Origin of the sequence: Mycobacterium paraense (genome assembly GCF_002101815.1) — a bacterium.
Taxonomy (GTDB): domain Bacteria; phylum Actinomycetota; class Actinomycetes; order Mycobacteriales; family Mycobacteriaceae; genus Mycobacterium; species Mycobacterium paraense.
This window is the reverse complement of the sequence record NZ_LQPM01000030.1, coordinates 244,568-269,550: the sequence shown is the minus strand read 5'-3', so window position 1 is coordinate 269,550 and position 24,983 is coordinate 244,568. Positions and strand designations below refer to the sequence as shown.

Here is a 24,983-nt window from a genome sequence, read left to right as displayed (position 1 = left end):
GTGTGACTTGTCCGATTTTGGCCGCGCTCCGCTAGGGCGGCGTTCACCAAATTTGTAGGATTTTGTTGTGACTGTGTTCTCGGCGCTGTTGCTGGCCGGGGTCTTGTCAGTGCTGGCGTTGGCCGCAGGGGTTGCGGTCGGGGCCCGGCTGGCGCCGCGGGCGGTCGAACGCCGCCAGCAATCCACCACCGAATGGACGGGGATCACCGTCGCGCAGATGCTGCAACGCATCGTCGCGCTGATGCCGCTGGGCGCCGCGGTGGTGGATTCCCACCGCGATGTCGTCTACCTCAACGAACGGGCCAAGGAACTGGGCCTGGTCCGCGACCGCCAGCTCGACAACCAGGCCTGGCAGGCCGCCCAGCAGGCGCTCACCGGCGTCGACGTCGAGTTCGACCTGCGGCCGTCCAAGCGCGGACCCGGCCGGTCGGGGCTGTCGGTGCACGGCCAGGCGCGGCTGCTGAGCGAGGAGGACCGCCGGTTCGCGGTGGTGTTCGTCCACGACCAGTCCGACTACGCCCGCATGGAGGCGACCCGCCGCGACTTCGTCGCCAACGTCAGCCACGAGCTCAAGACCCCGGTGGGGGCGATGGCCCTGCTGGCCGAGGCGCTGCTGGCGTCGGCCGATGACTCCGAAACCGTGCGCCGGTTCGCCGAAAAGGTTCTCGTCGAGGCCAACCGGCTGGGGGACATGGTCGCCGAGCTGATCGAGCTGTCCCGGCTGCAGGGCGCCGACCCGTTGCCCAACGTGACCGAGGTCGAGGTGGACACCGTTGTGTCCGAAGCGATCGCGCGGCACAAGGTGGCGGCCGACAACGCCGACATCGAGGTCCGCACCGACGCCCCCAGCGGCCTGCGAGTGCTGGGCGACGAAACGCTGCTGGTGACCGCGCTGGCAAACCTGGTGTCCAACGCGATCGCGTATTCCCCTCCGGGATCGCCGGTTTCGATCAGCCGCCGCCGCCGCGGCGACAACATCGAGATCGCCGTGACCGACCGCGGCATCGGCATCCCCCTGGAAGACCAGGAGCGCGTCTTCGAGCGGTTCTTCCGCGGGGACAAGGCGCGTTCGCGGGCCACCGGCGGCAGCGGGTTGGGCCTGGCCATCGTCAAACACGTTGCGGCCAACCACAACGGCAGCATCGGCGTGTGGAGCAAGCCGGGCACCGGGTCGACGTTCACGCTGTCGATCCCGGCCTACAAGGACAACGACGAACAACCCGACCAACCGCTGGGCCGTGAGGTGCGGCCCAACAGGTCACAACGAGAGGAAGAACTAAGTCGATGACCAGTGTCTTGATCGTGGAAGACGAGGAGTCGCTGGCCGATCCGCTGGCATTCCTGTTGCGCAAGGAGGGCTTTGAGGCCACGGTGATGACCGACGGCCCCGCGGCGCTTGCCGAATTCGATCGCGCCGGCGCGGACATCGTGCTCCTGGACTTGATGCTGCCGGGCATGTCCGGCACCGACGTGTGCAAGCAGCTGCGCGCCCGCTCCAGCGTGCCGGTGATCATGGTGACCGCGCGCGACAGCGAGATCGACAAGGTGGTCGGCCTCGAGCTGGGCGCGGATGACTATGTCACGAAGCCGTATTCGGCGCGCGAGTTGATCGCCCGCATCCGCGCGGTGCTGCGCCGGGGCGGCGACGACGACTCCGAGATCAGCGACGGCGTCCTGGAGTCCGGCCCGGTCCGGATGGACGTCGAGCGCCACGTCGTCTCGGTCAACGGCGACACGATCACGTTGCCGCTCAAGGAATTCGACCTGCTCGAGTACCTGATGCGCAACAGTGGGCGGGTGCTGACGCGCGGGCAGCTGATCGACCGGGTCTGGGGTGCCGATTACGTCGGTGACACCAAGACGCTGGACGTTCACGTCAAGCGGCTGCGCTCCAAGATCGAGGCGGACCCGGCCAACCCGGTGCACCTGGTGACGGTGCGGGGGCTGGGCTACAAGCTCGAGGGTTAGTCGCTCGCGTCGAAGACGGTCCGGGCGTCGTCGCTCGCGCTGAGCGCGATGCGCCGGCGCATGTTTTCCGTCATCGGCGGCAGCTCGTCGAGGCCGAACCACGCCGCCTCCGTGCATTCGTCGTCGGCCGCGAAAGGCTCGCCGGCCAGCCACTGCATGCGGAAGACGTGATCGAGATACTGGGCCCGATCGCCGTTGGCGTGCACGGTCGGGTGGGTCACGTGCACCCACGCCAGGCGGGTGGCCCGCGCGTCGACCCCGGTTTCTTCGCGCACTTCGCGCGCCGCGCAATCCGCCGGATTCTCGCCGGGCTCGACGATCCCCGTCACCGCCGTCCAGGCGCCGTTATCGGCGCGCTTGACCAGCAACACTTCCCGGTCGCGGATCGTGACCGCCGTGACGCCGGGCAGCCATAACGGCGCGGTGCCAACGGCACGACGAAGCTCAACGATGAAGTCGGGGATCGGCACGCATCGAGTGTGCGTTGCGGGCCTCGAGTGTGCACTGACGGCCGCCCCCACCGGCGTGTCGCCGCCCTGGACGCACACTGGGCGCCGGGGATTCACAGTCAATGTCCGCGGGCGCCGACGATCTCGTCGGCCACGCCCAGCGCCATCGCCATGATCGACAGCTGCGGGTTCACCTCCGGGCAGCTCGGCAGGATCGACGCGTCGGCCACCCACACGCCGTCGGCGCCGCGCAGCCGCCCGGTTTCGTCGACCGGACAAAGCTGCTCGTCGGCGCCCGCCGCCGCGGTGCCGGTGGGGTGGAAGGCGGCCAGGTGCAGGCTGCGCGCGTCGCTGCGGCTCAGCGCATCCCGCAGCGCGGGCAGCGACGTCACCGTCATCGCGCCGGGCAGACCGGTGAGCACCTCCACGGCGCCCGCGGCGAACAGCAGCCGGCCCATGGCCTCGATCGCGACCCGCAGCCTGGCGACGTCGGCCCGCGCGATGTCGTACCGCACCAGCGTCTCGCCGCGCACCGACGACACCGAGCCGACGCCGCGGTCGGCCACCATGGCGCCGAACGTCGCGACCCGGTGCGCGCCGTCGAGCCAGCCGAGCAGCTCGGCGCCGTAGCCGGGAAAGACCATCGACCCCATCCCCGGCGGCGTGGAGGTCGCTTCGATCAGCACACCGTCGGACTCGTGGAACTCGTGCACGGCCGCGCTTTGCAGCACGCCGTGCCAAGCAACCACGTCCTCGTCGAACCGGCCGGCCAGCATCGTCGCCGGGTGCAGCGCGAGGTTTCGGCCGAGGCGCGGGTGCTCGCCAAAACCGCTGCGCCGCAACAGCCCCGGCGTCTCGGTGGCGCCGGCCGCGACGACGACGGTGTCGGCGAGGACGTCGAGCGCGGTGCCGTCCGGCCGGCGGGCGCGCACCCCGCGAGCGCGCCCTTGCCGGTGCAGCACCCGCTCGACGCGGGCCTCCGAGATGATCCGCGCGCCCGCCTCGCACGCCTGCGGCAACGCGTTGAGGTGCACGCCGAACTTGGCGTTGCGCGGGCAGCCGATCGCGCACTGGCAGCAACCCCGACAACCCGGCGCGTTGCGCGGGATGGGCGCCGCCCGCCAGCCCAGCGTCGCGGCGGCATCCAGCAGCAGCCGCCCGTTGCGGCCCATGATCTGCAGCGGGACCGGCGCCACCCGCAGGGTGCGCTCCACGTCGTCGAGGCGCTCGTTCAGCCGGTCCGGATCGGCCAGGGCGAGGCCGAAATCGTCGCGCCAGCGCCGCATCACGGCGGGCGGAGGCCGGTAGCAGGTGCCGGAGTTCACCACGGTGGTGCCGCCGACCGCTCGACCGATGGGCAGCACCACCGACGGGCGGCCCAGCGCCACGGTGGCCCCCGCGCCGCGGTACAGCCCGGCGTAGCGGTCGATGGGGTGGGTGCTGCGGAATTCGCCGACCGTCCAGCGCCGGCCCTCCTCGATCACGACGGTGTCCAGGCCGGCCCGCGCCAGCGTGCGGGCCACCATCGCCCCGCCGGCGCCGGACCCCACGACGACCGCGTCGGCGGTGACGACCGAGCCGCTCTCGGCGGCGGGCGTGACGGTCAGGGGCGCATCCGGGCGCGCCATGTCCGCTGCCCGCGCGCGCGAAAGCAGCTCCGGCGCATAGGATTCGGCGCCGTTGGCCAGCAACACGATGGCCTTCATGGCCTCGACGGCCGCGCCGGCGTCGGGCCCGAGCGCGGCGACGCGTCGCAGCACCCGCTCCCGTTCGCCAGGTTCGAGCCGCGCCAGCGAGCGGCCGGTGGTGAGGTAGCTCGCCGCGGCCAGCGACAGTAACCCGGCGCGCAGGGCCGTCCGCGATACCGGGGGCAGCCGCTTGACGTAGCGGTCGACGCGCGCGGCGAGCTGGGCCGGCGCCGGGCCGCCGCACTCCTCGGGCAGCAGCGCGGCGCCGAACGACGCGGCGAGACGGCTCATCCGCGGCGTCCGAGCCGGCGTCCCAGTTTGATGAAGAACGGATACGTCGCGAAGATGGCGCCCGCCGCGGCGTGCAGCCGCGGGCCCGCCTCCGCGGTGTCGACGCCGAAAACGCCGCTGTTCCACATGAAGTCGCGCCCGTTGGCGGCGCGGAAGGGCCGCCACAGCACGCCCAGGCCGGGCACGTTGTTGTAGAGACCGAACGAACCGCCGAAGAAGACGCCGAGCGTGGCGGCCTCGGCGACGTCCCGCTGGTCCGCGGGCAGCCGGCGCTCGATCAGCACGCCGGCGGCGAACAGCAGCGGTGGGTCGAGAACGAAGCTCACGACGGGATCCTTTCGTTGATGTCGGGCGCGTCGGCACCGCGCAGGCCGACCTCGGCATGCCCGGTCCCCAGCACCGACCAGTGCCGGTCGTCGATGTCGATGTGGACGTCGGCCTGTTCGGTGTTGGTGCACACCGCGCGGCCGCCGTCGGGGTCGGTGTACCCGAGGCTCACGCACCGCTCCGGCGGCTGGTCGACCCGGATGAGCACCCGGCGACCGCCGATACGGCCCTCCAGCTGCCAGTGCCGCAGGCCCAGCGTCGTTTTCATCCGCACCGACGGCAACGGGCTTGCGGGCCAGTCCCTTCCGTCGATGCGGAACCGCACGAACGCCAGCGGTGCCAGCCGGCGCAGGCCCGGCTTGTTGGAGACCGCCGCGACGACTTCCGCGACGTCGCCGTCGCCGAGGTCGGCGTGGACCCAGGCCCAGCGCCTGGCGTTGCCGTGCCCGTAGATGTGCGCGACCCCGCCGCGCCACCCGTCGACGCGGACCGCCGCGTCGGCGACGGTCAGTGCGCCGGTGAAATCCGCGGTGGGCGCCAGCACCACCTGGGCGCCCGGCAACAGCTCGCGTTCCCACGCCGCCCGGGGGAACGTCCACAGCGGCGTGCCGGCGTCCTTCCAGGACAGGTCCCACGCGAACGGTCCGGCGCGCCCGGCCAGCTTTTCCGGCGCCACCCGCACCCCCGCCGCGTCGAACCAGGCGGTTCCCGACGCCGGCCCGGCCGGTTCGGGGCCGAACCGCTCGGTGCGTGGCGGGCCGTCGGGCGCGAACCAGGTCGCCCAGCCGTGGGCGTAGGGGGAGTCGGCCGCGTGCTCGGGGGCCACCGTCTCGCAGTGGATCCACAGCCCGGCGCGGGTCAGCGGATCCGACAAGGTGGCGTACCAGACCTCCAGGCGGCCGGCCTTGCCGCGCCAGCGCGGGGCGGCGGCCGAGCGCAGCTCGTCGTCCATGTGCTCACCTCCGGTCGCGACACGGCCGCGCGATGCTGCGCGGTGCCCGGTCGGTCCACTATATTGGTTGAGCCAATGAACCAGTCAAGTGCGCTGCAGCCGCCGGATCGCCAACGGGTCGACGAGCAGATCGCCGCGTCGATCGCCGACGCCATCCTCGACGGCGCCTTTCCGCCCGGGTCGACCCTGCCGCCCGAGCGGGAGCTGGCCGAGCACCTCGGCGTGAACCGCACGTCGCTGCGCCAGGGGCTGGCCCGCCTGCAGCAGATGGGCCTCATCGAGGCCCGCCACGGCAGCGGCAACGTGGTCCGCGACCCCGAGGCGCTCACCCACCCCGCCGTCGTCGAGGCGCTGGTTCGCAAGCTCGGACCGGAGTTCCTGGCCGAGCTGCTGGAGATCCGGGCGGCGCTGGGCCCGTTGATCGGCCGGCTGGCGGCCGTGCGCAGCACGCCGGAGGACGCCGAGTCGTTGCGCGCGGCGCTGCAGGCCGTGCGCGAGGCCGACGGCGCGTCGGCACGCCAGGCCGCCGACCTCGCCTACTTCCGGGTGCTCATCCACGCCACCCGCAACCGGGCGCTGGGGTTGCTGTACCGCTGGGTCGAGCACGCCTTCGGCGGGCGGGAGCACGAACTCACCGGGGCCTACGACGACGCCGCCCCGGTGGTGGCCGACCTGCAGGCCATCACCGACGCCGTGCTGGCGCGCGAGACGGAGCCGGCCGCCACCGCGGTCGAGTACTACCTCAACGCCAGCGCGCTGCGAATGGTGTTGTCCTACAAGAAGACTCAGGGAACGTGATTACTCGGCGACCCGGGTGGCCGGGTGCACGGCGATCAGCCCTAACTTGCTGCGCCGCTTGCACATTGCCGCCAGCTCGGCGTAGGCCTTCGCGCCGAGCAACTCGGTCAGCTCGTCCGCCATGCTCTCCCAGACCTGCTTGGCGCCGACGTGCGCGGCCGGGTCGCCGGTGCAATACCAGTGCAGGTCCGCGCCGCCGGAACCCCAGCCGCGGCGATCGAATTCGGTGACCCACGTCTTGAGTATTTCGGTGCCGTCGGGCCGGGTCACCCACTCCTGGCTGCGCCGAATCGGCAGCTGCCAGCAGACGTCGGGCTTCATGGTCAGCGGCGGCACGCCCAGCTTGAGGGCCTTGGTGTGCAAGGCGCACCCGGCGCCGCCGGCAAAGCCCGGCCGGTTGAGAAAGATGCAGGCGTCCTTGTACTTGCGCGTGCGGTGTTGCGGTTGGCCGTCGTGCTCGTCGAGCTCCAGGTAACCCTTGCGGCCCAAGCCTTTTTCGCGGAACTGCCAATCCTCGTCGGTCAGCTTCGTGACCGCGTCGTCCAGCCGGGCCCGGTCGTCGTCGTCGGACAGGAACGCGCCGTGCGAGCAGCACCCGTCGTCCGGCCGGCCCTCGACCGTGCCGCGGCAGGCGGGAGTGCCGAACACGCAGGTCCAGCGGGACAGCAGCCAGGTGAGGTCGGCCGCGATCAGGTGCTCCGGGTTGTCCGGGTCGTAGAACTCCACCCACTCGCGGGCGAAGTCCAACTCGACCTCTTGACCCGGTTCCGGGTGTGAATCCGCCACGTCGCCAACGTTAGACCACGATTTCGCTTGCCTGGCACTTTGACGCGACGCGACTGCCGCTGGGTTGATTGCCGGCCTTCTCCTCGCGCCGCTGCGCGGCGCGCATCGTCACCCGGCTGGGTTGATTGCCGGCCTTCTCCTCGCGCCGCTGCGCGGCGCGCATCGTCACCCGGCTAGGTTGATTGCTGTGCGGTTAGGCGTGCTCGACGTGGGTAGCAACACGGTCCACCTGTTGGTGGTCGATGCCCACCGCGGTGGGCACCCGACGCCGATGAGTTCGACGAAGGCCACGCTGCGGCTCTCCGAGTCGATCGACAGCTCCGGCAAGATCACCAAGCGCGGCGCCGACAAGTTGGTTTCGACGATCGACGAGTTCGCCAAGATCGCGGACAGCTCCGGCTGCAAGGAGCTGATGGCCTTCGCCACCTCGGCCGTCCGCGACGCCGAGAATTCCGACGACGTGTTGTCCCGGGTGCGAAAAGAAGCCGGCGTCGAGCTGCAGGTGCTGACCGGGGTCGACGAGTCGCGGCTGACCTTCCTCGCGGTGCGCCGCTGGTACGGGTGGAGTGCCGGGCGGATCATCAACCTGGACATCGGCGGCGGCTCGCTGGAATTGTCCAGCGGCGTCGACGAGGAGCCCGAGGTCGCGTTGTCGTTGCCGCTGGGTGCGGGGCGATTGACCCGCGAATGGCTGCCCGACGACCCGCCCGGGCGGCGACGGGTGGCGATGCTGCGCGACTGGCTGGACGCCGAGCTGGCGGAATCGGCCGTGGCGGTCCTGGAAGCCGGCGCCCCCGACCTCGCGGTCGCCACGTCCAAGACGTTCCGTTCGCTGGCACGGCTCACCGGAGCTGCGCCCTCGGCGGCGGGGCCGCGGGTCAAGAGGACGCTGACCGAAAACGGCCTCAGGCAACTCATAGCTTTCATCTCTAGGATGACCACCGCTGACCGGGCAGAACTGGAAGGAGTGAGCGCCGAACGGGCACCGCAGATCGTGGCGGGCGCCCTGGTGGCCGAGGCAAGCATGCGAGCGCTGTCGATCGAAGCCGTGGATATCTGCCCGTGGGCGTTACGGGAAGGTCTCATCTTGCGCAAACTCGACAGCGAAGCCGATGGAACCGCGCTCTTCGGGAGCTCGGTGCGCGATGCTGGAGGCCAGAAAGCTGATCGGAACGCCAACCGATCGAGAGGCGACAAATCATGACCGGACCACACGAGACCGAGAGCCCCGGCACCCGGCCCATCTCGGTGGCCGAATTGCTGGCCAGGAACGGAACCATCGGCGCCCCCGCAGTCACCCGGCGGCGCCGCCGGCGGCGCGGCGACAGCGACGCCGTCACGGTCGCCGAGCTCACCGGTGAGATTCCGGTCATCCGCGACGAGGACGACCACGACGCCGAAGAGGCGGCCAGCGGGCCGGTCCGGGTCGCCGAGCCGGCCCCCGAGCAGGCGCCCGAGGACCGGTCCGCGTCCGCGTACTGGTCCGAACCCGAGCCGCGTTGGCCCAAGTCGCCGCCCCAACCCCAACGTCTGTCCGGCCCGGAGCGCAGCGCCTACCCACGGCCGCTGCCGCACGCCGACGCCGCCGTAGACGCAGCCCAGTCCGGCGCCGAGGACATGAGCCCGGACCCGCTGGACCATTACGCCGACCTCCCGGTGGACGTCACGGACTCGGAGGTGCGCGAAGCCGAACCCGCGTCCGAGGATTCCGCCTTCGTGCGGTCCTTCCTACAGTCGGATTCCACGCTGTTCGGCGGCCAGACGCTCGCCGACGAGGTGGCCCGGCGGCGCGGCGCGGAGCGGTCCGCGGTGGAGGAGCTCGACGACGACCACCCCGCCGCGGTGGCCGAGCGCACCGGCGAGGCGCCGCACGAGGCGCCCGGCCGGCTCGGCGGGCTGTGGCGCGGCTGCCTGGTCGTGTTCCAGTCGATCCTGGCGGTCGCGTTCGGTGCCGGCCTGTTCGTCGCGTTCGACGAGCTGTGGCGCTGGAACAGCATCGTGGCACTGGTGCTCACGGTGCTGGTCATCCTCGGGCTGGTGGTGGGGGTGCGCGTGGTGCGCAAAACCGAGGACATCGCCAGCACGTTGATCGCCGTCGCGGTGGGGGCGCTGATCACCCTGGGGCCGCTGGTCCTGTCGCTACAGTCGGGCTAGCCGAATCCACCGAAGAGCCCCCACAGACCATTGCGCCCAGCAATCAAAGTCGGCCTGTCGACCGCCTCCGTGTACCCGTTGCGCGCCGAGGCCGCCTTCGAGTACGCGGACCGGCTCGGTTACGACGGCGTCGAGCTGATGGTGTGGAGCGAGTCGGTCAGCCAGGACATCGACGCCGTCAAGAAGCTGTCCCGGCGCTATCGCGTCCCGGTGCTCTCCGTGCACGCGCCCTGCCTGCTGATCTCGCAGCGGGTGTGGGGCGCCAACCCGATTCTCAAGCTGGACCGCAGCGTGCGGGCCGCCGAACAGCTCGACGCGCAGACCGTCGTGGTGCATCCGCCGTTTCGCTGGCAGCGGCGCTACGCCGACGGGTTCAGCGACCAGGTCGCGGCCTTGGAGGCCTCCAGCGAAGTGAAGGTCGCCGTGGAGAACATGTTCCCGTTCCGGGCCGACCGGTTCTTCGGCGCGGGCCAGTCCCGGGAGCGAATGCGCAAGCGCGGCGGCGGGCCGGGCCCGGCGATCTCGGCGTTCGCGCCGTCCTATGACCCGCTGGACGGCAACCACGCGAACTACACGCTGGATCTGTCCCACACCGCGACCGCGGGCTCCGACTCCCTGGACATGGCCGAGCGGATGGGCGAGGGCCTGACCCACCTGCACCTGTGCGACGGCAGCGGCCTGCCCGCCGACGAGCACCTGGTGCCCGGGCGCGGCAACCAGCCCACCGCCGAGGTGTGCCAGATGCTGGCCGGCGGCCGCTTCTCCGGGCATGTGATCTTGGAGGTGTCCACGTCGAGCGCGCGCAGCGCCAGCGAGCGCGAAAGCATGCTCGCCGAATCGCTGCAGTTCGCGCGCACCCACCTGCTGCGCTGAGCGGCCACCAACACCAACTTGGGGAGAACCTTGAACGCGTTATTCACCACCGCGATGGCCCTGCGGGAGGTCGGCCCGGGCGTCTACGAGGGCGAGCTCGACAAGCGCTGGACCATCGGAGCGAAGGTGCACGGTGGCGCGATGCTGGCGCTGTGCGCCAACGCCGCGCGCACCGCCTGCGGCGCGCAGCCGGGCGGACCCGAGCCGGTGGCCGTGTCGGCGAGCTTCCTGTCGGCGCCCGACCCGGGGCCGATGCGGCTGCTGACCTCGTTCCGCAAGCGCGGCCGCCGGATCAGTGTCGTCGACGTCGAACTCATGCAGGGCGAGCGCACGGCGGTGCACGCCGTGGTCAACCTCGGTCGGCCGGAGCACTTCCCGCCCGACGGCTCGCACGCGCCGCTGCTGTCGGCGAACCCGGTGCTGGACCTGATGGCCCCCGAACCGCCCGACGACGTCGAGCCGATCGGGCCCGGCCACCCCATGGCCGGCCTGGTGCACCTGGGCGAGGGATGCGACGTCCGGCCGCTGCTGTCGACGATGCGGCCCCGCGACGGGCACCCGCCCATGATCCAGATGTGGGCGCGCCCCCGCGGCGTGGCACCCGACGCGCTGTTCGCGCTCATGTGCGGCGATCTGTCGGCGCCGGTGACCTTCGCCGTGGACCGCACCGGCTGGGCGCCCACCATCCAGCTGACGGCGTTCCTGCGCGCCCTGCCCGCCGACGGCTGGCTGCGGATCATCGCGACCTGCGTGGAGATCGGTCACGACTGGTTCGACGAGGATCACATCGTCGTCGATCACCTCGGCCGCCTGGTGGTGCAGGCGCGGCAGCTGGCGATGGTGCCCGCCGCCCGCTAGCGGGGGGTGTCTGGAATGCTTTCCGCCATGGCAAGAATCGCGATCATCGGCGGCGGCAGCATCGGCGAGGCATTGCTGTCGGGCCTGCTGCGCGCGGGCCGGCAGGTCAAAGACCTGGTGGTGGCCGAACGGATGCCCGAGCGCGCCGAGTACCTGGCCGAGACCTACTCGGTGCGCGTGGCATCGGTGAGCGACGCGGTGGACAACGCGACCTTCGTCGTCGTCGCGGTCAAGCCGGCCGACGTCGACGCCGTGATGGGCGAACTCGCCCGCGCGGCCACCGAAGCCGAAACCGACAGCGCCGAGCAGGTTTTCGTCACCGTCGCGGCGGGCATCACGATCGGCTACTTCGAATCGAAGCTGCCGGCCGGAACGCCGGTGGTCCGGGCGATGCCCAACGCAGCGGCGTTGGTGGGCGCCGGGGTGACCGCGCTGGCCAGGGGCCGCTTCGTGACCGAACCGCAGCTGGAAGAGGTGTCGGCCCTGTTCGACTCCGTCGGCGGCGTGCTGACCGTCCCCGAATCCCAAATGGACGCGGTGACCGCGCTGTCGGGCTCCGGTCCGGCCTATTTCTTCCTGATGGTCGAGGCCCTGGTCGACGCCGGCGTGGCGGCGGGGCTGAGCCGCTCGGTCGCCACCGACCTGACGGCGCAGACGATGGCCGGCTCGGCGGCGATGCTGCTCGAGCGCCTGGATGCCGATTCGTCGGCCGAGCGGGAGGCGCTGGGCGCGCGCCCGGACGCCACGGCGGCGCAGCTGCGCGCCACGGTCACGTCGCCCGGGGGGACCACCGCCGCTGCGCTGCGCGAACTGGAACGGGGCGGATTGCGGGTGGCCGTCGACGCGGCCGTTCAGGCCGCAAAAAGGCGCTCTGAGCAGCTAAGAATTACATCGGAATAATTCACGATTTCCGGACTGATTGTCCCTCACCAGTACCATTAACCCCACTAGTCCCGCTATTCTCCTCTTTGTATGCACGTGTGGGTGCCAGCGGAGGGGAAGCCGCTGGCATTGCGCGGGCCTGACACGATTGGGTTGCGATGACGTCTACGAACGGGCCATCGGCACGAGATTCCGCTGGTAAGGGGCGGGACTCCGGTTCCGGCGATGGCCAGCAGGCCAGGACACAATTTTTGACCGTCGCGGAGGTGGCAGCACTGATGCGGGTCTCCAAGATGACGGTCTACCGGTTGGTGCACAACGGCGAGCTGCCAGCGGTTCGCGTTGGGCGGTCCTTCCGGGTGCACGCCAAGGCCGTCCACGACATGCTGGAGACGTCGTACTTCGACGCCGGCTGACCTGCCGCCCTGCGCCACCGGTTTGGTGTTCCGAGCTGACGGCCGGGTAAAGTATCCGGGTCAAGTAGGAGCAGGTCACCGGTCAGATAGCGGAGTTCATGGGTTCAGTAATCAAGAAGCGGCGCAAGCGCATGTCGAAGAAGAAGCACCGCAAGCTGCTGCGTCGCACCCGGGTGCAGCGCAGAAAACTTGGCAAGTAAGCCCAAGTAAGCCCAGCCGACCGTCGCGTCGCCGTAACGCCGCCGTCTCGCCCGCCCGTTAGGCTGTTTGGGTGGATCAGTCGAGTGGGGAAGGTGCCGGAACTTCCGGCACCGTGCACTACCCCAAAGTTGTGCTCGTCACCGGTGCGTGCCGGTTTCTGGGCGGCTACCTGACTGCCCGGCTCGCGCAGAACCCCTTGATCAAGGGGGTCATCGCGGTGGACGCGATCGCCCCGAGCAAGGACATGCTGCGCCGCATGGGGCGCGCCGAGTTCGTCCGCGCCGACATCCGGAATCCCTTCATCGCCAAGGTGATTCGCAACGGCGAGGTCGACACCGTGGTGCACGCCGCCGCGGCGTCCTACGCCCCGCGATCCGGCGGCAGCGCGGCGTTGAAGGAAATCAACGTGATGGGCGCGATGCAGCTGTTCGCGGCCTGCCAGAAGGCGCCCTCGGTGCGCCGGGTCATCCTCAAGTCGACGTCCGAGGTGTACGGGTCCAGCGCGCACGATCCCGTCATGTTCACCGAGGACAGCAGCAGCCGCCGGCCCTTCCGCGACGGGTTCGCCAAGGACAGCCTCGACATCGAGGGCTACGCGCGCGGGCTGGGGCGGCGCCGCCCCGACATCGCGGTGACGATCCTGCGGCTGGCCAACATGATCGGCCCGGCGATGGACACCTCGCTGTCGCGGTATCTGGCCGGCCCGCTGGTGCCGACCATGTTCGGCCGCGACGCGCGGTTGCAGCTGCTGCACGAGCAGGACGCGCTGGGCGCCCTGGAGCGCGCGGCGATGGCGGGCAAGGCCGGCACGTTCAACATCGGCGCCGACGGGATCATCATGCTGTCGCAGGCGATCCGGCGGGCGGGCCGAATCCCGGTGCCGGTGCCCGGTTTTGGCGTGTGGGCGCTCGATTCGCTGAGACGGGCTAACCGCTATACCGAAATCACTCGCGATCAGTTCGAGTATTTGAGTTACGGGCGCGTCATGGACACCACCAGGATGCGGACGGAGCTCGGCTACCAGCCGAAATGGACGACGGCCGAGGCGTTCGACGACTACGTCCGCGGCCGTGGCCTGACTCCCATAATCGACCCTGATCGGGTACGCTCCCTGGAGGGTCGCGCCATAGCGTTAGCGCAGCGCTGGGGAAGCCGAAATGCAATTCCATGGGGTGGGGGCAGGTAGGTATCGTGGCTGGCGAAACCAGAGCGAACGTCATTCCACTGCATACGAATCGGGGTCGGGTAGCAGCGCGGCGCAGAGCCGATCAGCGGGCTGAGTCGTCCCGTCAACATCCCTCCCTCCTCTCGGATCCGCGCGGTCGGGCGTCGGCCGAACAGATCGCCGCGGTCGTTCGCGAAATCGACGAACACCGCCGCGCCGCCGGCGCGACGGCCACGCCCGAGGCGCCGCTCAACGATCTCGCGCAGAAGGTCGCCGCGGTCGCGGGCTTCCTGCGGCAGCGGTTCATGGGCGACTACACCGTCGACGAGTTCGGCTTCGATCCGCACTTCAACAGCGCGATCGTTCGGCCTTTGCTGCGTTTCTTCTTCCGGTCGTGGTTCCGGGTCGAGGTCAGCGGCATCGAGAACCTGCCGAGCGACGGCGCCGCGCTGGTGGTGGCCAACCACGCCGGGGTGCTGCCGTTCGACGGGCTGATGCTGTCGGTCGCGGTGCACGACGAACACCCCGCGCAGCGCGACCTGCGACTGCTGGCCGCCGACATGGTTTTCGACCTGCCCGTGGTGGGCGAGGCCGCCCGCAAGGCGGGCCACACCATGGCCTGCACGACGGACGCGCATCGCCTGCTGGCCGCGGGCGAGCTCACCGCCGTGTTCCCCGAGGGCTACAAAGGGCTGGGCAAGCGCTTCGAGGACCGCTACCGGTTGCAGCGGTTCGGGCGCGGCGGGTTTGTGACGGCGGCGCTGCGCACCAAGGCCCCGATCGTGCCGTGCTCGATCGTCGGTTCCGAAGAGATCTACCCGATGCTCACCGACGTCAAGCTGCTGGCGCGGCTGTTCGGTCTGCCGTACTTCCCGGTCACCCCGCTGTTCCCGCTGGCCGGGCCCGCGGGGCTGGTGCCGCTTCCGTCGAAGTGGCGCATCGCTTTTGGTGAGCCGATCTACACGAATGACTACGCCGCGTCCGACGCCGAGGACCCGATGGTCACCTTCGAGCTGACCGATCAGGTCCGCGAGACGATCCAGCAGACGCTGTACCGGCTGCTGGCCGGGCGCCGCAACATCTTCTTCGGCTAGCAAAACGCCCCGGCGCCGATGGCATCCGGGGCGCTTTGCGTGTGTGCGGCTTACTTGACGAGCGTGAACTGGCACACGCCGGTGTAGCGGTCGCGGAACAGGTCCGAGCAGCCACGCAGGTAGTGCATGTAGATGTCGTAAGTGTCCTGCCCCTTCAGGGCGATCGCCTCGTCCTTGTGCGCCTCCAGCGCGTCGGCCCAGGCGTTCAGGGTGGGAACGTAGTTGTGGCCGATCTTGTGGTAACGCTCGACCTTCCAGCCCGCCTCCGACGAGTAGTGGTCGACCTGCGAGATCCGCGGCAACCGACCGCCGGGGAAGATCTCGGTCAGGATGAACTTGATGAACCGAAGCAGGCTCATCGGCGACGTCAGGCCCCACTCCTTGGCCTCTTCGGGCTCGGGGATGGTGATGGTGTGCAGCAGCATCCGGCCGTCTTCGGGCGTCAGGTCGTAGAACTTCTTGAAGAAGGTGGCGTAGCGCTCGAACCCGGCGTCGCCCGCGCCGTCGGCGAAGTGCTCGAAGGCGCCGAGTGACACGATGCGGTCGATCGGCTCGTCGAACTCCTCCCAGCCCTGGATCCGCACCTCTTTGCGGCGGGGGCTGTCGACCTCCTTGAACTTCTCGACGTCGTGGGCGTACTGGTTTTCGCTCAGCGTCAGGCCGATCACGTTGACGTCGTACTCCTGCACGGCGTGCCGCATGGTCGCACCCCAGCCGCAGCCGATGTCGAGCAGCGTCATGCCCGGCTCGAGGTTGAGCTTGTCCAGGGCGAGCTTGCGCTTGGCGTACTGGGCCTCTTCCAGCGTCTTGGCGCCGTCTTCCCAGTACGCGCAGCTGTAGGTCATCGACGGGTCGAGCCACAGCTTGAAGAACTCGTTGGATTTGTCGTAGTGGGATCGGACCGCCTCGACCGGCGGCTTCAGCTGGGTACCACCCGATTCGCCCTGTGACATTGGAATCGCCCCTACTTTCCGGCTGATATTGATGCGACCGCGGCGACGGTTTCTTCAGCGCCAGCGTCCTGGTGTGCGGCTTCCCCCAGCATCGTAACGACGCTGGTGACCACCGGCTTGCCCTCGGCGTCTGTGACTTCGCTGCGGATTTCGACGATCACCGCGCCGTGGGATTCGATCACCGAGTCTAAATACGTGTCGAAGTACAGCTTATCGTGGGCCAGGATCGGGCGGTGATACTGAAACTTCTGGTCGCGGTGCATGATCCGCGCGATGTTGATCGGAATGCTGAACTTGGTGAAAATCTCCAATTGCACTTTTCGGCCCGCGATGGCCAGGAAGGTCAGCGGCGCCACCAGCGCGGGATAGCCGGCGGCGGCGGCGTCGGCCTCGTTGTAATGCGTCGGGTGCTCGTCCTTGATCGACTGTGCGAACTCCCGAATCTTTTCGCGCCCGACCTGGAAATAATCCGGCGCCCGGTAATGGCTGCCGATGAGTCCTTGCGCTGATTCTGGGACTGTCATGCCGCTGTGCTCCCCGCTCGAATACGTCTCAGCGGCGCAGCCTATCAGCGCGATTGCCGCCGTGACGCCAGCGCCGCCAGCGCGCCACCGGCCGCGCCCAGGGCCAGGGCCGACGGCACCCCGATCCGCGCGGCCTTGCGGGCGGTGCGAAAGTCGCGGATCTCCCAACCACGTTCGCGGGCCAGGGCCCGCAGGCGTGCGTCGGGGTTGATCGCGACGGCCGTGCCGACCAGCGACAGCATGGGCACGTCGTTGTAGCTGTCCGAATAGGCGGTGCAGCGCTTGAGGTTGAGGCCCTCGCGGATGGCCAGCGACCGCACGGCGTGGGCCTTGCCGGGGCCGTGCAGGATCTCGCCGACCAGCCTGCCCGTGAAAACGCCGTCGACGGACTCGGCGACCGTGCCCAGCGCGCCGGTCAGCCCCAGCCGCCGCGCGATCGTCGCCGCCAGCTCGTACGGCGTGGCGGTGATCAGCCACACCTGCTGGCCGGCGTCGAGGTGCATCTGCGTCAGCGCGCGGGTGCCGGCCCAGATCTTGTCGGCGATGATCTCGTCGTAGATCTCCTCGCCGAGGGCCACCAGTTGCTCGACCGAGCGGCCCTCGATGAACGCGAGCGCCTTGCGCCGGCCGGCGGCGACGTCGTCGCTGTTCTCGGTGCCCAGCAGCTGGAACTTGGCCTGCGCGTAGATGAATCCGAGCACGTCGCGATAGGTGAAGTAGTTGCGCGCGGCCAGCCCCCGCCCGAAGTGCACCGCCGAGGAGCCCTGCACCAGCGTGTTGTCCACGTCGAAGAACGCGGCCGCGGTGAGGTCGACCGGCGGCTGCGGGTGACCTTCTTCGGGGGCGCTGGCCTGCAAGTCCTCCAGCGCGCGTTCGGCGCTCGCGTTGTCGACCAGCGCGTCCAGGTCGGCGCGGCCGGCGTCGGCGCCGCCCGACTCAGAGGAAGCCGATGAAACCAAGGCCCAACCTCCTAGCTCGCCGTGCCGCCCGGTAATCCGTGGGATGACCGTTATCAACCCTATCCGGCGGATGCCCGGGACGGTCTGCGCGGCTGAGGCGTCAGGTCAGGGCCACATGGCCACATTCGTCGACATCGCGCCGGTGTAGTTGCCGTGGGTCGTCTCACCCGCGGCCCGCAATTGGGCCAGGGCCTCGCGCATCATCGCCTCGCCGCGGGCCCAGTGCCGATGCGCCTCGGCGTGCGCCGCCGCGCCGCTTCCGGTCCATGTCGAGTGCAAAGTCCCTACCAGGGAATCGATTTCGGCCAGCGTGCTTTCGGCGTAGCGGGCGAACTCCGCCATCCGTCGCACCGCATCGGCCAGCGCCTGCGGATCCACCCGAAACGCCTCAGCCACGGTGCACCCCGCGCAGCGCGTGGGCGGATGCCGCCTCGTTGTGCTGGTAGAGCCCGCCGGCCTGGCCCACCAGCCGCGCCAGCATCGACAGCCCGACCTCGACCTCGCCGGCGCCGCGGTGCCACAGCTCCCAGGCGGCGGCGTAGGCGCTGCCCGACGTTCCGCGCCAGCCGCCCAGCATGTCGCCGACCGAAGCGTTGAGCTCCGCGAACTGGTGCCGCAGCTCCTCGGCGCGACCGGACAGCGCCTCGGCGAAGCCCCGCATCACCTCCGGGTCGACCCGCACCGCGTTCTCGGCAGCCACAGCGGCAACGTAACCGCCGCGGCGCGGCCCCACAATTCAGTCTGGGGTCACCCGCTGCGACACTGGTCGCCATGACCCAGGGCGCACGCCGACCGCGGGTGGAGCTGCTGACCCGCGACGGCTGCACGATCTGCGAGCGGGTCCACGCCCGGCTGGTCGAACTGGCCGACGAGCTGGGCTTCGAGCTGGCCACGACCGACGTCGACGCCGCCGCGGCGGCGGGCGACCCGGCACTGCGGGCGGAGTTCGGCGATCGCCTCCCGGTGGTGCTGCTGGACGGCCGGGAGCACAGTTACTGGGAGGTGGACGAGCCGCGGCTGCGCGCCGACCTCGCCCGGTAGCCCGCGACCACTTATTTGGTAGCCCAGCTGATTAACGATTACCGTGGACACCAGTTCAGTTACTGGGGAAGCAAGGGAGCTGGCCAGGTGATGCTGCCGTGAGCGTCCTGCTCTTCGGGGTTTCGCACCGCAGTGCGCCGGTCTCCGTCTTGGAGCAACTCAGCATCGACGAGTCCGATCAGGTCAAGATCGTCGATCGGGTGTTGCAGTCGCCGCTGGTGACCGAGGCGATGGTGCTCTCGACCTGCAACCGGGTCGAGGTCTACGCCGTCGTCGAGGCGTTCCACGGCGGGTTGGCGGTGGTCGGGCAGGTGCTGTCGGAGCACTCCGGCATGTCGATGGGCGACCTGACCAAGTACGCCTACGTGCGCTACAGCGAGGCCGCCGTCGAGCACCTGTTCGCGGTGGCCAGCGGCCTGGATTCCGCGGTGATCGGCGAGCAGCAGGTGCTGGGCCAGGTGCGCCGCGCCTACGGGACCGCCGAGGCCAACCGCACCGTCGGCCGGGTGCTGCACGAGTTGGCCCAGCGGGCGCTGTCGGTGGGCAAGCGGGTGCACTCCGAAACCGCCATCGACGCCGCCGGCGCCTCGGTGGTGTCGGTCGCACTCGGCATGGCCGAGCGCAGGCTGGGCGGGCTGGCGGGCAAGACCGCCGTGGTCATCGGCGCCGGGGCGATGGGCGCGCTGTCCTCGGCGCACCTCATCCGGGCCGGCATCGACCACGTCGTGGTGGTCAACCGGTCGGCGTCCCGCGCGCAGCGGCTGGCCCGCAAGATCCGCGAATCCGGCGTGCGGGCCGAGGCGCTCACCCTGGACCGGCTGCCCGACGCGCTGGCGGACGCCGACGTCGTGGTCAGCTGCACGGGCGCGGTCAGGCCCGTCGTCTCGCTGGCCGACGTGCACCACGCGCTGGCGGCGGCCCGCCGTGACGAGGCGACCCACCCGCTGGTGATCTGCGACCTGGGCATGCCGCGCGACGTCGACCCGGCGGTGGCCGGGCTGCCCGGGGTTTGGGTCGTCGACGTGGACCGCGTGCAACGCGAGCCGTCGGCCCACGCCGCGGCCGCCGACGTCGACGCCGCGCGCCACATCGTGGCGGCCGAGGTCGCCACCTACCTGGCGGGGCAGCGGATGGCCGAGGTCACCCCGACGGTGACGGCGCTGCGCCAGCGCGCCGCCGACGTCGTCGAGGCCGAGCTGCTGCGCCTCGACAACCGGCTGCCGGGCCTGGAAAGCGCCCACCGCGAGGAGGTGGCGCGCACCGTGCGCCGCGTCGTCGACAAGCTGCTGCACGCCCCCACCGTGCGGATCAAACAGCTCGCCAGCGCCCCGGGCGGCGACAGCTACGCCGAGGCGCTGCGCGAACTCTTCGAACTTGACCAGACCGCCGTCGATGCCGTCGCCGCTGGCGAATTGCCAGTCGCGCCAAGCGGATTCGATGCCGGCACACCTCAACAGTCCGGCGAGTAGCCGATTGCCGCACGTGATCCGGATAGGCACCCGGGGCAGCCTGTTGGCCACCACCCAGGCCGGTGTCGTCAGAGACGCCTTGATCGCCAACGGCCATCCGGCCGAACTGGTGACCATCAGCACGGCCGGCGACCGGTCGTCGGCGCCCATCCAGAGCCTGGGCGTGGGCGCCTTCACCACCGCGCTGCGGGAGGCCATCGTCGACGGCCGCGTCGACGCCGCCGTGCACTCGCACAAGGATTTGCCCACGGCCGACGACCCGCGGTTCACCATCGCCGCGATACCGCCGCGCAACGACCCCCGGGACGCGCTGGTCGCCCGCGACGGGCTGGTGCTGGGGGAGTTGCCGGCAGGTTCGCTGGTGGGGACGTCATCGCCGCGGCGGGCGGCACAGCTTAGAGCATTGGGTCTCGGTTTGGAAATCCGCCCCCTACGAGGCAACCTAGATACCAGGTTGAACAGGGTAAGCAGTGGTGATCTTGACGCGATCGTGGTGGCCAGGGCCGGTCTCGCCCGGCTGGGCCGCCTCGACGACGTCACCGAGACGCTAGAGCCGGTGCAGATGTTGCCAGCACCGGCTCAGGGCGCGCTCGCCGTCGAGTGCCGCGCCGGCGCCGAGCTGGTTTCGGTGCTGGCGGAGTTGGACGACGCCGACACGCGCGCGGCGGTCACCGCGGAGCGGGCTCTGCTGGCCGAACTGGAGGCCGGTTGCTCGGCACCGGTGGGCGCGATCGCCGAGGTGGTCGAGTCCATCGATGAGGAGGGCCGGGTCTTCGAAGAACTGTCGCTGCGCGGCTGCGTGGCGGCGCTGGACGGGTCTGACGTGATCCGCGCGTCCGGCATCGGCACCCCCGGTCGGGCACGGGAGCTGGGGCTCTCGGTCGCCGCCGAGCTGCTCGAGCTGGGGGCCGGAGAGCTGATCGGGGGAGCGCGGCAAGACCCCGCGCGAGGAAACTGAAGAGAGTCACTTGGGAGCGACAATGACGACGCGAGGGCGTAAGCCGAGACCGGGCCACATCACGTTCGTGGGCTCGGGCCCCGGCGACCCGGGACTGTTGACGACGCGGGCGGCCACGGTGCTGGCCAACGCCGCCCTGGTGTTCACCGACCCCGACGTGCCCGAACCCGTGCTCGCGCTGATCGGCAAGGACCTGCCGCCGGTCTCCGGACCCGCGCCCGCCGGCCCGGACGGCACCGCCGACGGCAGCCCCGAAGCCGACAACGGCCAGGCCGCACCGGCGGTCATCTCCGGTGGCCCGGACATCCGCCCGGCGCTGGGCGAGCCCGCCGAGGTCGCGAAAACGCTTGTCGCCGAGGCCCGTTCGGGGGTCGACGTGGTGCGCCTGGTGGCCGGCGACCCGCTGACGCTGGACGCGGTCATTACCGAGGTGAACGCCGTCGCGCGCAGCCACCTGCACATCGAGATCGTGCCCGGGCTGGCCGCCACCAGTGCCGTCCCGACCTACGCGGGGCTGCCGCTGGGCTCGTCGCACACGGTCGCCGACGTCCGCGGCGACGTCGACTGGGAGGCGCTGGCCGCGGCCCCCGGCCCGCTGATCCTGCAGGCCACCGCCTCGCACCTGGCCGACGCGGCCCGCGCCCTGATCGAGCACGAGCTGGCCGAGACCACGCCCTGCGTGGTGACCGCGCAGGGCACCACCTGCCAGCAGCGCTCGGTCGAGACCACGCTGGGCGGCCTGACCGACTCGGCCGTCCTGGGCGGCAACGACCCGGCCGGCCCCCTGACCGGGCCGCTGGTGGTGACGATCGGCAAGACGGTCGCCAGCCGGGCGAAGCTGAACTGGTGGGAGAGCCGCGCGCTCTACGGCTGGACCGTGTTGGTGCCCCGCACCAAGGACCAGGCCGGCGAGATGAGCGAGCGGTTGACGTCGTACGGCGCGCTGCCGATCGAGGTGCCGACCATCGCCGTCGAGCCGCCGCGCAGCCCCGCCCAGATGGAGCGGGCGGTCAAGGGCCTGGTGGACGGCCGCTTCCAGTGGGTGGTGTTCACCTCCACCAACGCGGTGCGCGCCGTGTGGGAGAAGTTCGGCGAGTTCGGCCTGGACGCCCGCGCGTTCTCCGGGGTGAAGATCGCCTGCGTCGGCGAGTCGACGGCCGACCGGGTCCGCGCCTTCGGGATCAGCCCCGAGCTGGTGCCGGCCGGCGAGCAGTCCTCGCTCGGCCTGCTCGACGACTTCCCGCCCTACGACAGCATTTTCGACCCGGTCAACCGGGTCCTGCTGCCCCGGGCCGACATCGCCACCGAGACGTTGGCCGAGGGGCTGCGCGAGCGCGGCTGGGAGATCGAGGACGTCACCGCCTACCGGACCGTGCGCGCCGCGCCGCCGCCGGCGGCCACCCGCGAGATGATCAAGACGGGCGGCTTCGACGCGGTGTGCTTCACCTCCAGCTCGACCGTGCGCAACCTGGTCGGCATCGCCGGCAAGCCGCACGCGCGGACGATCATCGCCTGCATCGGCCCCAAGACCGCCGAGACCGCCGCGGAATTCGGCCTGCGGGTGGACGTCCAGCCCGACACCGCCGCCGTCGGCCCGCTGGTCGACGCGTTGGCCGAGCACGCCGCGCGGCTGCGCGCCGAGGGTGCGCTGCCGCCGCCGCGTAAGAAGAGCCGCAGGCGATGACTCATCTCGCGTTGACTCTGCGCCAGTGGCGCAAAAGTGCGAGTAAGCTCCGCCCTCACCGCAGAGTCAACGAACGAGAATGAGGCAGCGCCCGCGCCGGCTCCGCTCGACCCCCGCGTTGCGCCGATTGGTCGCGCAAACGTCTTTGGAGCCAAGGCATTTGGTGCTGCCGATGTTTGTCGCCGACGGCATCGACGAACCGCGGCCGATCGCGTCGATGCCCAACGTGGTTCAGCACACCCGGGATTCGCTGCGCCGGGCCGCCGAAGAGGCCGTCGCCGCCGGGGTCGGCGGGGTGATGCTGTTCGGCGTGCCCCGCGAGCCGGACAAGGACGCGACCGGCTCGGCCGGCACCGACCCGGACGGCATCCTCAACGTCGCGCTGCGCGACCTGGCCAAAGATCTCGGTGACGCCACGGTGTTGATGGCCGACACCTGCCTGGACGAATTCACCGACCACGGGCACTGCGGGGTCCTGGACGCCCGGGGCCGGGTGGACAACGACGCCACCCTGGCCCGCTACGTCGAACTGGCTGTGGCGCAGGCGGAATCGGGCGCCCACGTGGTCGGGCCGAGCGGCATGATGGACGGCCAGGTGGCCGCGATCCGAGACGGCCTGGACGCGGCCGGCCACACCGACGCGGTGATCCTGGCCTACGCCGCCAAGTTCGCCTCGGCGTTCTACGGCCCGTTCCGCGAGGCGGTGAGCTCGAGCCTGTCCGGGGACCGGCGCACCTACCAGCAGGAGCCCGGCAACTTCCGGGAGGCGCTGCGCGAGGTCCGGCTGGACCTGGACGAGGGCGCCGACATCGTGATGGTCAAGCCCGCCCTGGGTTACCTCGACGTGCTGGCGGCCGCGGCGGAGATCTCGCCGGTGCCGGTCGCCGCGTACCAGGTGTCGGGGGAGTACGCGATGATCTGCGCCGCCGCCGCGAACAACTGGATCGACGAGCGCGCCGCGGCGCTGGAATCGTTGACGAGCATCCGGCGCGCCGGGGCCGACATCGTGCTCACCTATTGGGCCGTGGATGCGGCAGGCTGGCTGTCGTGACAGCCGAACCGAAGCCGTTGTTCTACGAGCCTGGCGCCAGCTGGTGGTGGGTGGCGCTGGGCCCGGCGTCGGCGGTGGCCATGGTCCTCATCGAAATCTGGAGCGGGGCCCCGGTGTCGCTCGTCGTCCCGGCGATCTTCCTGGTGCTGGTGTCGGCCTTCGTGGCGCTGCAGGTGCACGCGGCGCGGATCCACGTCTCGGTCGAGTTGACCGAGGACGCGCTGCGGCAGGGCACCGAGACCGTCCTGGTGCGCGAGATCGTCAAGGTGTACCCCGAGCCCGAGCACCACGAGGCGTCGGGCAAGGAGCTGGCGAAATGGCAGTCGTCGCGGGCGCTCGGCGAGCTGGTCGGGGTGCCGCGCCGCCGGATAGGCATCGGCCTCAAGCTCACCGGCGACCGCACCGCCCAGGCGTGGGCCCGTCGTCACCGCCACCTTCGGGCGGCGCTGACCCCGCTGGTCCAGGAGCGGGTGGAGCCCGCCGGATCCGACGTCGCCGACGACTTTGACGACTTCGGCGACGGGCGGCTGCCGTGATCGGCCGGTACCGGGCGTTCGTGGAGCTGGTCCTGGCCTGCGCCGCGCTGGTGGGCGCGGGCTTCACCTGGGTGCAAGCGCGCCACACAGTCAGTGTCGCGCCGATCGCCGACGGGCAGCCCGTCACCACGTCGCTGGTGTACGAGCCTCAGCTGCTGTTGCTGACGCTGGTGCTGGTGACGGCCGCCGGCGTGCTCGCGGTGGTCGGAATCGCCCGGCTGTTACGCGTCCGGGGCGCCGAAAAAGCTACGCCGTCTTCTTGATCAGCGGCAGCACGAGCTGACGGCGGCTCACGATGGCCTCGGCCAGGTTGCGGAGCGCCTCGCGCACCGAGCGGGCGACCGGAAGCTCGCCGTCGCCCCCCAGCAGGCCCAGCACCGCGGGGCTGGCTACCAAGGTCCATTCCACCCCGGCGGCGCGGCAGTCCTCGTCGAGCCGCTGCACGAGCGAGACGCCCGCCGCAGCAAAGTGGGTCACCTCGGTGAGGTCGAGGACCACCGGGTTGCTCCCCAGGGTGAGACGCCAGAGGTGCTCGCTGACCCGGTCGACGTTGGCGGCGTTGATGTCGCCACGGACGGTCACCACGGTCGCCAGGTGACGGCAGTGGGCGCGGATCTGAGCACCATCGCAGTCGAAGGTGCCGTAACCGTGCCGAGTCGCGACGGCCGTGATTGTCATAGCGTCCCCATTCCTTCGACCTGTCCTCTAAAGGTGCCCGCCAAAAGTAAGGGGACCGAAAGCCGCCTCTAACTCTTTGCTAAGAAGCGGATTTCGGGGGGTTCGGCGGGGTTTCAAGCAACGTCGTTGCCGATTTGTGCCCGGGCCACGCCACGGCCCATCACGCCATCGCGAGCCTTTCGCTGCTAGGCTTCGTGGGCTGCCGGTTGCCAGTCGGGGGGCTTGTGA

The 24,983-nt window shown here is 70.6% G+C and carries 31 protein-coding genes; 19 read left to right on the top strand and 12 right to left on the bottom strand.

All coding sequences use genetic code 11. From position 1 onward, the window contains the following. The first annotated feature begins 67 nt into the window (after positions 1-67). Both AWB89_RS22350 and regX read left to right on the top strand, forming a co-directional pair. The gene (locus tag AWB89_RS22350; protein ID WP_139830667.1) at positions 68-1,288 is read left to right on the top strand and encodes a sensor histidine kinase; all 1,221 of its coding nucleotides are present in this window, start codon (positions 68-70) and stop codon (positions 1,286-1,288) included. Then, the gene (gene regX, locus AWB89_RS22345; protein WP_066917713.1) at positions 1,285-1,968 is read left to right on the top strand and encodes a two-component sensory transduction protein RegX; all 684 of its coding nucleotides are present in this window, start codon (positions 1,285-1,287) and stop codon (positions 1,966-1,968) included. The genes AWB89_RS22350 and regX overlap by 4 nt, the downstream gene beginning before the upstream one ends. Here regX and AWB89_RS22340 read toward each other — a convergent pair. From AWB89_RS22340 to AWB89_RS22325, 4 genes are all read right to left on the bottom strand, one after another. Continuing rightward, the gene (locus tag AWB89_RS22340; RefSeq protein WP_085176562.1) at positions 1,965-2,438 is read right to left on the bottom strand and encodes an NUDIX hydrolase; all 474 of its coding nucleotides are present in this window, start codon (positions 2,436-2,438) and stop codon (positions 1,965-1,967) included. The genes regX and AWB89_RS22340 overlap by 4 nt on opposite strands. A gap of 98 nt (positions 2,439-2,536) precedes the next feature. Further along, positions 2,537-4,396: a GMC family oxidoreductase gene (locus AWB89_RS22335; protein WP_085176560.1), complete on the bottom strand. Its 1,860-nt coding sequence runs from the start codon at positions 4,394-4,396 to the stop codon at positions 2,537-2,539. Then, entirely contained in the window at positions 4,393-4,722 is a 330-nt protein-coding gene (locus AWB89_RS22330; RefSeq protein WP_085097587.1) for a hypothetical protein, read from the bottom strand. The genes AWB89_RS22335 and AWB89_RS22330 overlap by 4 nt, the downstream gene beginning before the upstream one ends. Beyond that, entirely contained in the window at positions 4,719-5,675 is a 957-nt protein-coding gene (locus AWB89_RS22325; RefSeq protein ID WP_085176558.1) for a hypothetical protein, read from the bottom strand. Before AWB89_RS22325 ends, AWB89_RS22330 begins: the two co-directional genes overlap by 4 nt. A 75-nt stretch (positions 5,676-5,750) precedes the next feature. Between AWB89_RS22325 and AWB89_RS22320 the strand changes: the two genes are divergently transcribed. Then, positions 5,751-6,473 (top strand): FadR/GntR family transcriptional regulator, encoded by a 723-nt coding sequence (locus tag AWB89_RS22320; RefSeq protein WP_085176556.1) that lies wholly within the window; start codon positions 5,751-5,753, stop codon positions 6,471-6,473. On the opposite strand, the gene AWB89_RS22315 is transcribed toward AWB89_RS22320, so the two are convergent. Both AWB89_RS22315 and AWB89_RS27355 read right to left on the bottom strand, forming a co-directional pair. Further along, entirely contained in the window at positions 6,474-7,259 is a 786-nt protein-coding gene (locus tag AWB89_RS22315; protein ID WP_085097579.1) for a DUF3109 family protein, read from the bottom strand. Positions 7,260-7,269: 10 nt separating this feature from the next. Further along, positions 7,270-7,428, bottom strand: coding sequence for a hypothetical protein (locus AWB89_RS27355; RefSeq protein ID WP_158089845.1), 159 nt, complete (start codon positions 7,426-7,428; stop codon positions 7,270-7,272). Positions 7,429-7,446: 18 nt separating this feature from the next. Between AWB89_RS27355 and AWB89_RS22310 the strand changes: the two genes are divergently transcribed. The 9 genes from AWB89_RS22310 to AWB89_RS22270 all read left to right on the top strand — a co-directional run bounded on the left by AWB89_RS22310 (position 7,447) and on the right by AWB89_RS22270 (position 14,902). After that, positions 7,447-8,463, top strand: coding sequence for a Ppx/GppA family phosphatase (locus AWB89_RS22310; protein WP_085097576.1), 1,017 nt, complete (start codon positions 7,447-7,449; stop codon positions 8,461-8,463). Beyond that, complete coding sequence (locus tag AWB89_RS22305; RefSeq protein ID WP_085176554.1) at positions 8,460-9,413, top strand: hypothetical protein; 954 nt, start codon at positions 8,460-8,462, stop codon at positions 9,411-9,413. Before AWB89_RS22310 ends, AWB89_RS22305 begins: the two co-directional genes overlap by 4 nt. A 30-nt stretch (positions 9,414-9,443) precedes the next feature. Continuing rightward, positions 9,444-10,286, top strand: a complete 843-nt coding sequence (locus AWB89_RS22300; protein WP_085176552.1) for a sugar phosphate isomerase/epimerase family protein — start codon at positions 9,444-9,446, stop codon at positions 10,284-10,286. A 30-nt stretch (positions 10,287-10,316) separates the two neighbouring features. Next, positions 10,317-11,144: a thioesterase family protein gene (locus AWB89_RS22295; protein ID WP_085176551.1), complete on the top strand. Its 828-nt coding sequence runs from the start codon at positions 10,317-10,319 to the stop codon at positions 11,142-11,144. 27 nt (positions 11,145-11,171) lie between these two features. Continuing rightward, a complete protein-coding gene (gene proC, locus AWB89_RS22290; protein ID WP_174627863.1) occupies positions 11,172-12,044 on the top strand; it encodes a pyrroline-5-carboxylate reductase in 873 nt (290 codons plus the stop codon). A gap of 140 nt (positions 12,045-12,184) precedes the next feature. Continuing rightward, positions 12,185-12,442, top strand: a complete 258-nt coding sequence (locus tag AWB89_RS22285) for a cell division/environmental response transcriptional regulator (protein WP_066966433.1) — start codon at positions 12,185-12,187, stop codon at positions 12,440-12,442. Positions 12,443-12,540: 98 nt separating this feature from the next. Continuing rightward, positions 12,541-12,642: a 30S ribosomal protein bS22 gene (locus tag AWB89_RS22280; protein WP_003402602.1), complete on the top strand. Its 102-nt coding sequence runs from the start codon at positions 12,541-12,543 to the stop codon at positions 12,640-12,642. Positions 12,643-12,713: 71 nt separating this feature from the next. Continuing rightward, on the top strand, positions 12,714-13,829 hold the full coding sequence (locus tag AWB89_RS22275; RefSeq protein ID WP_085097560.1) for an SDR family oxidoreductase: 1,116 nt from the start codon (positions 12,714-12,716) through the stop codon (positions 13,827-13,829). Then, complete coding sequence (locus AWB89_RS22270; protein ID WP_139830665.1) at positions 13,811-14,902, top strand: lysophospholipid acyltransferase family protein; 1,092 nt, start codon at positions 13,811-13,813, stop codon at positions 14,900-14,902. Before AWB89_RS22275 ends, AWB89_RS22270 begins: the two co-directional genes overlap by 19 nt. Positions 14,903-14,952: 50 nt before the next feature. Here AWB89_RS22270 and cmaA2 read toward each other — a convergent pair whose 3' ends face one another. The 5 genes from cmaA2 to AWB89_RS22245 form a co-directional block, all read right to left on the bottom strand. After that, positions 14,953-15,855, bottom strand: coding sequence for a cyclopropane mycolic acid synthase CmaA2 (gene cmaA2, locus AWB89_RS22265; protein ID WP_085097557.1), 903 nt, complete (start codon positions 15,853-15,855; stop codon positions 14,953-14,955). A gap of 11 nt (positions 15,856-15,866) precedes the next feature. After that, a complete protein-coding gene (locus tag AWB89_RS22260) occupies positions 15,867-16,379 on the bottom strand; it encodes an FAS1-like dehydratase domain-containing protein (RefSeq protein ID WP_085097553.1) in 513 nt (170 codons plus the stop codon). Between the two features lie 44 nt (positions 16,380-16,423). Continuing rightward, positions 16,424-17,338, bottom strand: coding sequence for an HAD family hydrolase (locus AWB89_RS22255; RefSeq protein WP_085097550.1), 915 nt, complete (start codon positions 17,336-17,338; stop codon positions 16,424-16,426). 105 nt (positions 17,339-17,443) lie between these two features. Beyond that, positions 17,444-17,734 carry a WXG100 family type VII secretion target gene (locus AWB89_RS22250; RefSeq protein WP_085176547.1) on the bottom strand — a complete coding sequence of 97 codons (291 nt, stop codon included), beginning with the start codon at positions 17,732-17,734 and terminating at the stop codon, positions 17,444-17,446. Beyond that, a complete protein-coding gene (locus AWB89_RS22245) occupies positions 17,727-18,038 on the bottom strand; it encodes a WXG100 family type VII secretion target (RefSeq protein WP_085176545.1) in 312 nt (103 codons plus the stop codon). The genes AWB89_RS22250 and AWB89_RS22245 overlap by 8 nt, the downstream gene beginning before the upstream one ends. Positions 18,039-18,109: 71 nt before the next feature. Here AWB89_RS22245 and AWB89_RS22240 point away from each other — a divergent pair, with 71 nt between their 5' ends. From AWB89_RS22240 to AWB89_RS22210, 7 genes are all read left to right on the top strand, one after another. Further along, positions 18,110-18,379, top strand: coding sequence for a glutaredoxin family protein (locus AWB89_RS22240; RefSeq protein WP_085097541.1), 270 nt, complete (start codon positions 18,110-18,112; stop codon positions 18,377-18,379). A 98-nt stretch (positions 18,380-18,477) separates the two neighbouring features. Then, positions 18,478-19,848: a glutamyl-tRNA reductase gene (locus tag AWB89_RS22235; RefSeq protein WP_085176542.1), complete on the top strand. Its 1,371-nt coding sequence runs from the start codon at positions 18,478-18,480 to the stop codon at positions 19,846-19,848. 13 nt (positions 19,849-19,861) lie between these two features. Beyond that, a complete protein-coding gene (hemC, locus tag AWB89_RS22230; RefSeq protein WP_085097777.1) occupies positions 19,862-20,806 on the top strand; it encodes a hydroxymethylbilane synthase in 945 nt (314 codons plus the stop codon). Positions 20,807-20,828: 22 nt separating this feature from the next. Continuing rightward, positions 20,829-22,490: a bifunctional uroporphyrinogen-III C-methyltransferase/uroporphyrinogen-III synthase gene (locus AWB89_RS22225; protein ID WP_085097535.1), complete on the top strand. Its 1,662-nt coding sequence runs from the start codon at positions 20,829-20,831 to the stop codon at positions 22,488-22,490. 79 nt (positions 22,491-22,569) lie between these two features. Further along, entirely contained in the window at positions 22,570-23,541 is a 972-nt protein-coding gene (gene hemB, locus AWB89_RS22220) for a porphobilinogen synthase (RefSeq protein ID WP_085097532.1), read from the top strand. A 17-nt stretch (positions 23,542-23,558) separates the two neighbouring features. Further along, positions 23,559-24,077 carry a DUF3093 family protein gene (locus tag AWB89_RS22215; protein ID WP_085176617.1) on the top strand — a complete coding sequence of 173 codons (519 nt, stop codon included), beginning with the start codon at positions 23,559-23,561 and terminating at the stop codon, positions 24,075-24,077. Continuing rightward, entirely contained in the window at positions 24,074-24,340 is a 267-nt protein-coding gene (locus AWB89_RS22210; RefSeq protein WP_085176540.1) for a hypothetical protein, read from the top strand. The genes AWB89_RS22215 and AWB89_RS22210 overlap by 4 nt, the downstream gene beginning before the upstream one ends. Here AWB89_RS22210 and AWB89_RS22205 read toward each other — a convergent pair. Next, positions 24,324-24,755, bottom strand: coding sequence for an STAS domain-containing protein (locus AWB89_RS22205; RefSeq protein WP_085176538.1), 432 nt, complete (start codon positions 24,753-24,755; stop codon positions 24,324-24,326). The two genes, AWB89_RS22210 and AWB89_RS22205, sit on opposite strands and share 17 nt — an antisense overlap. Between the last annotated feature and the right edge of the window lie 228 nt (positions 24,756-24,983).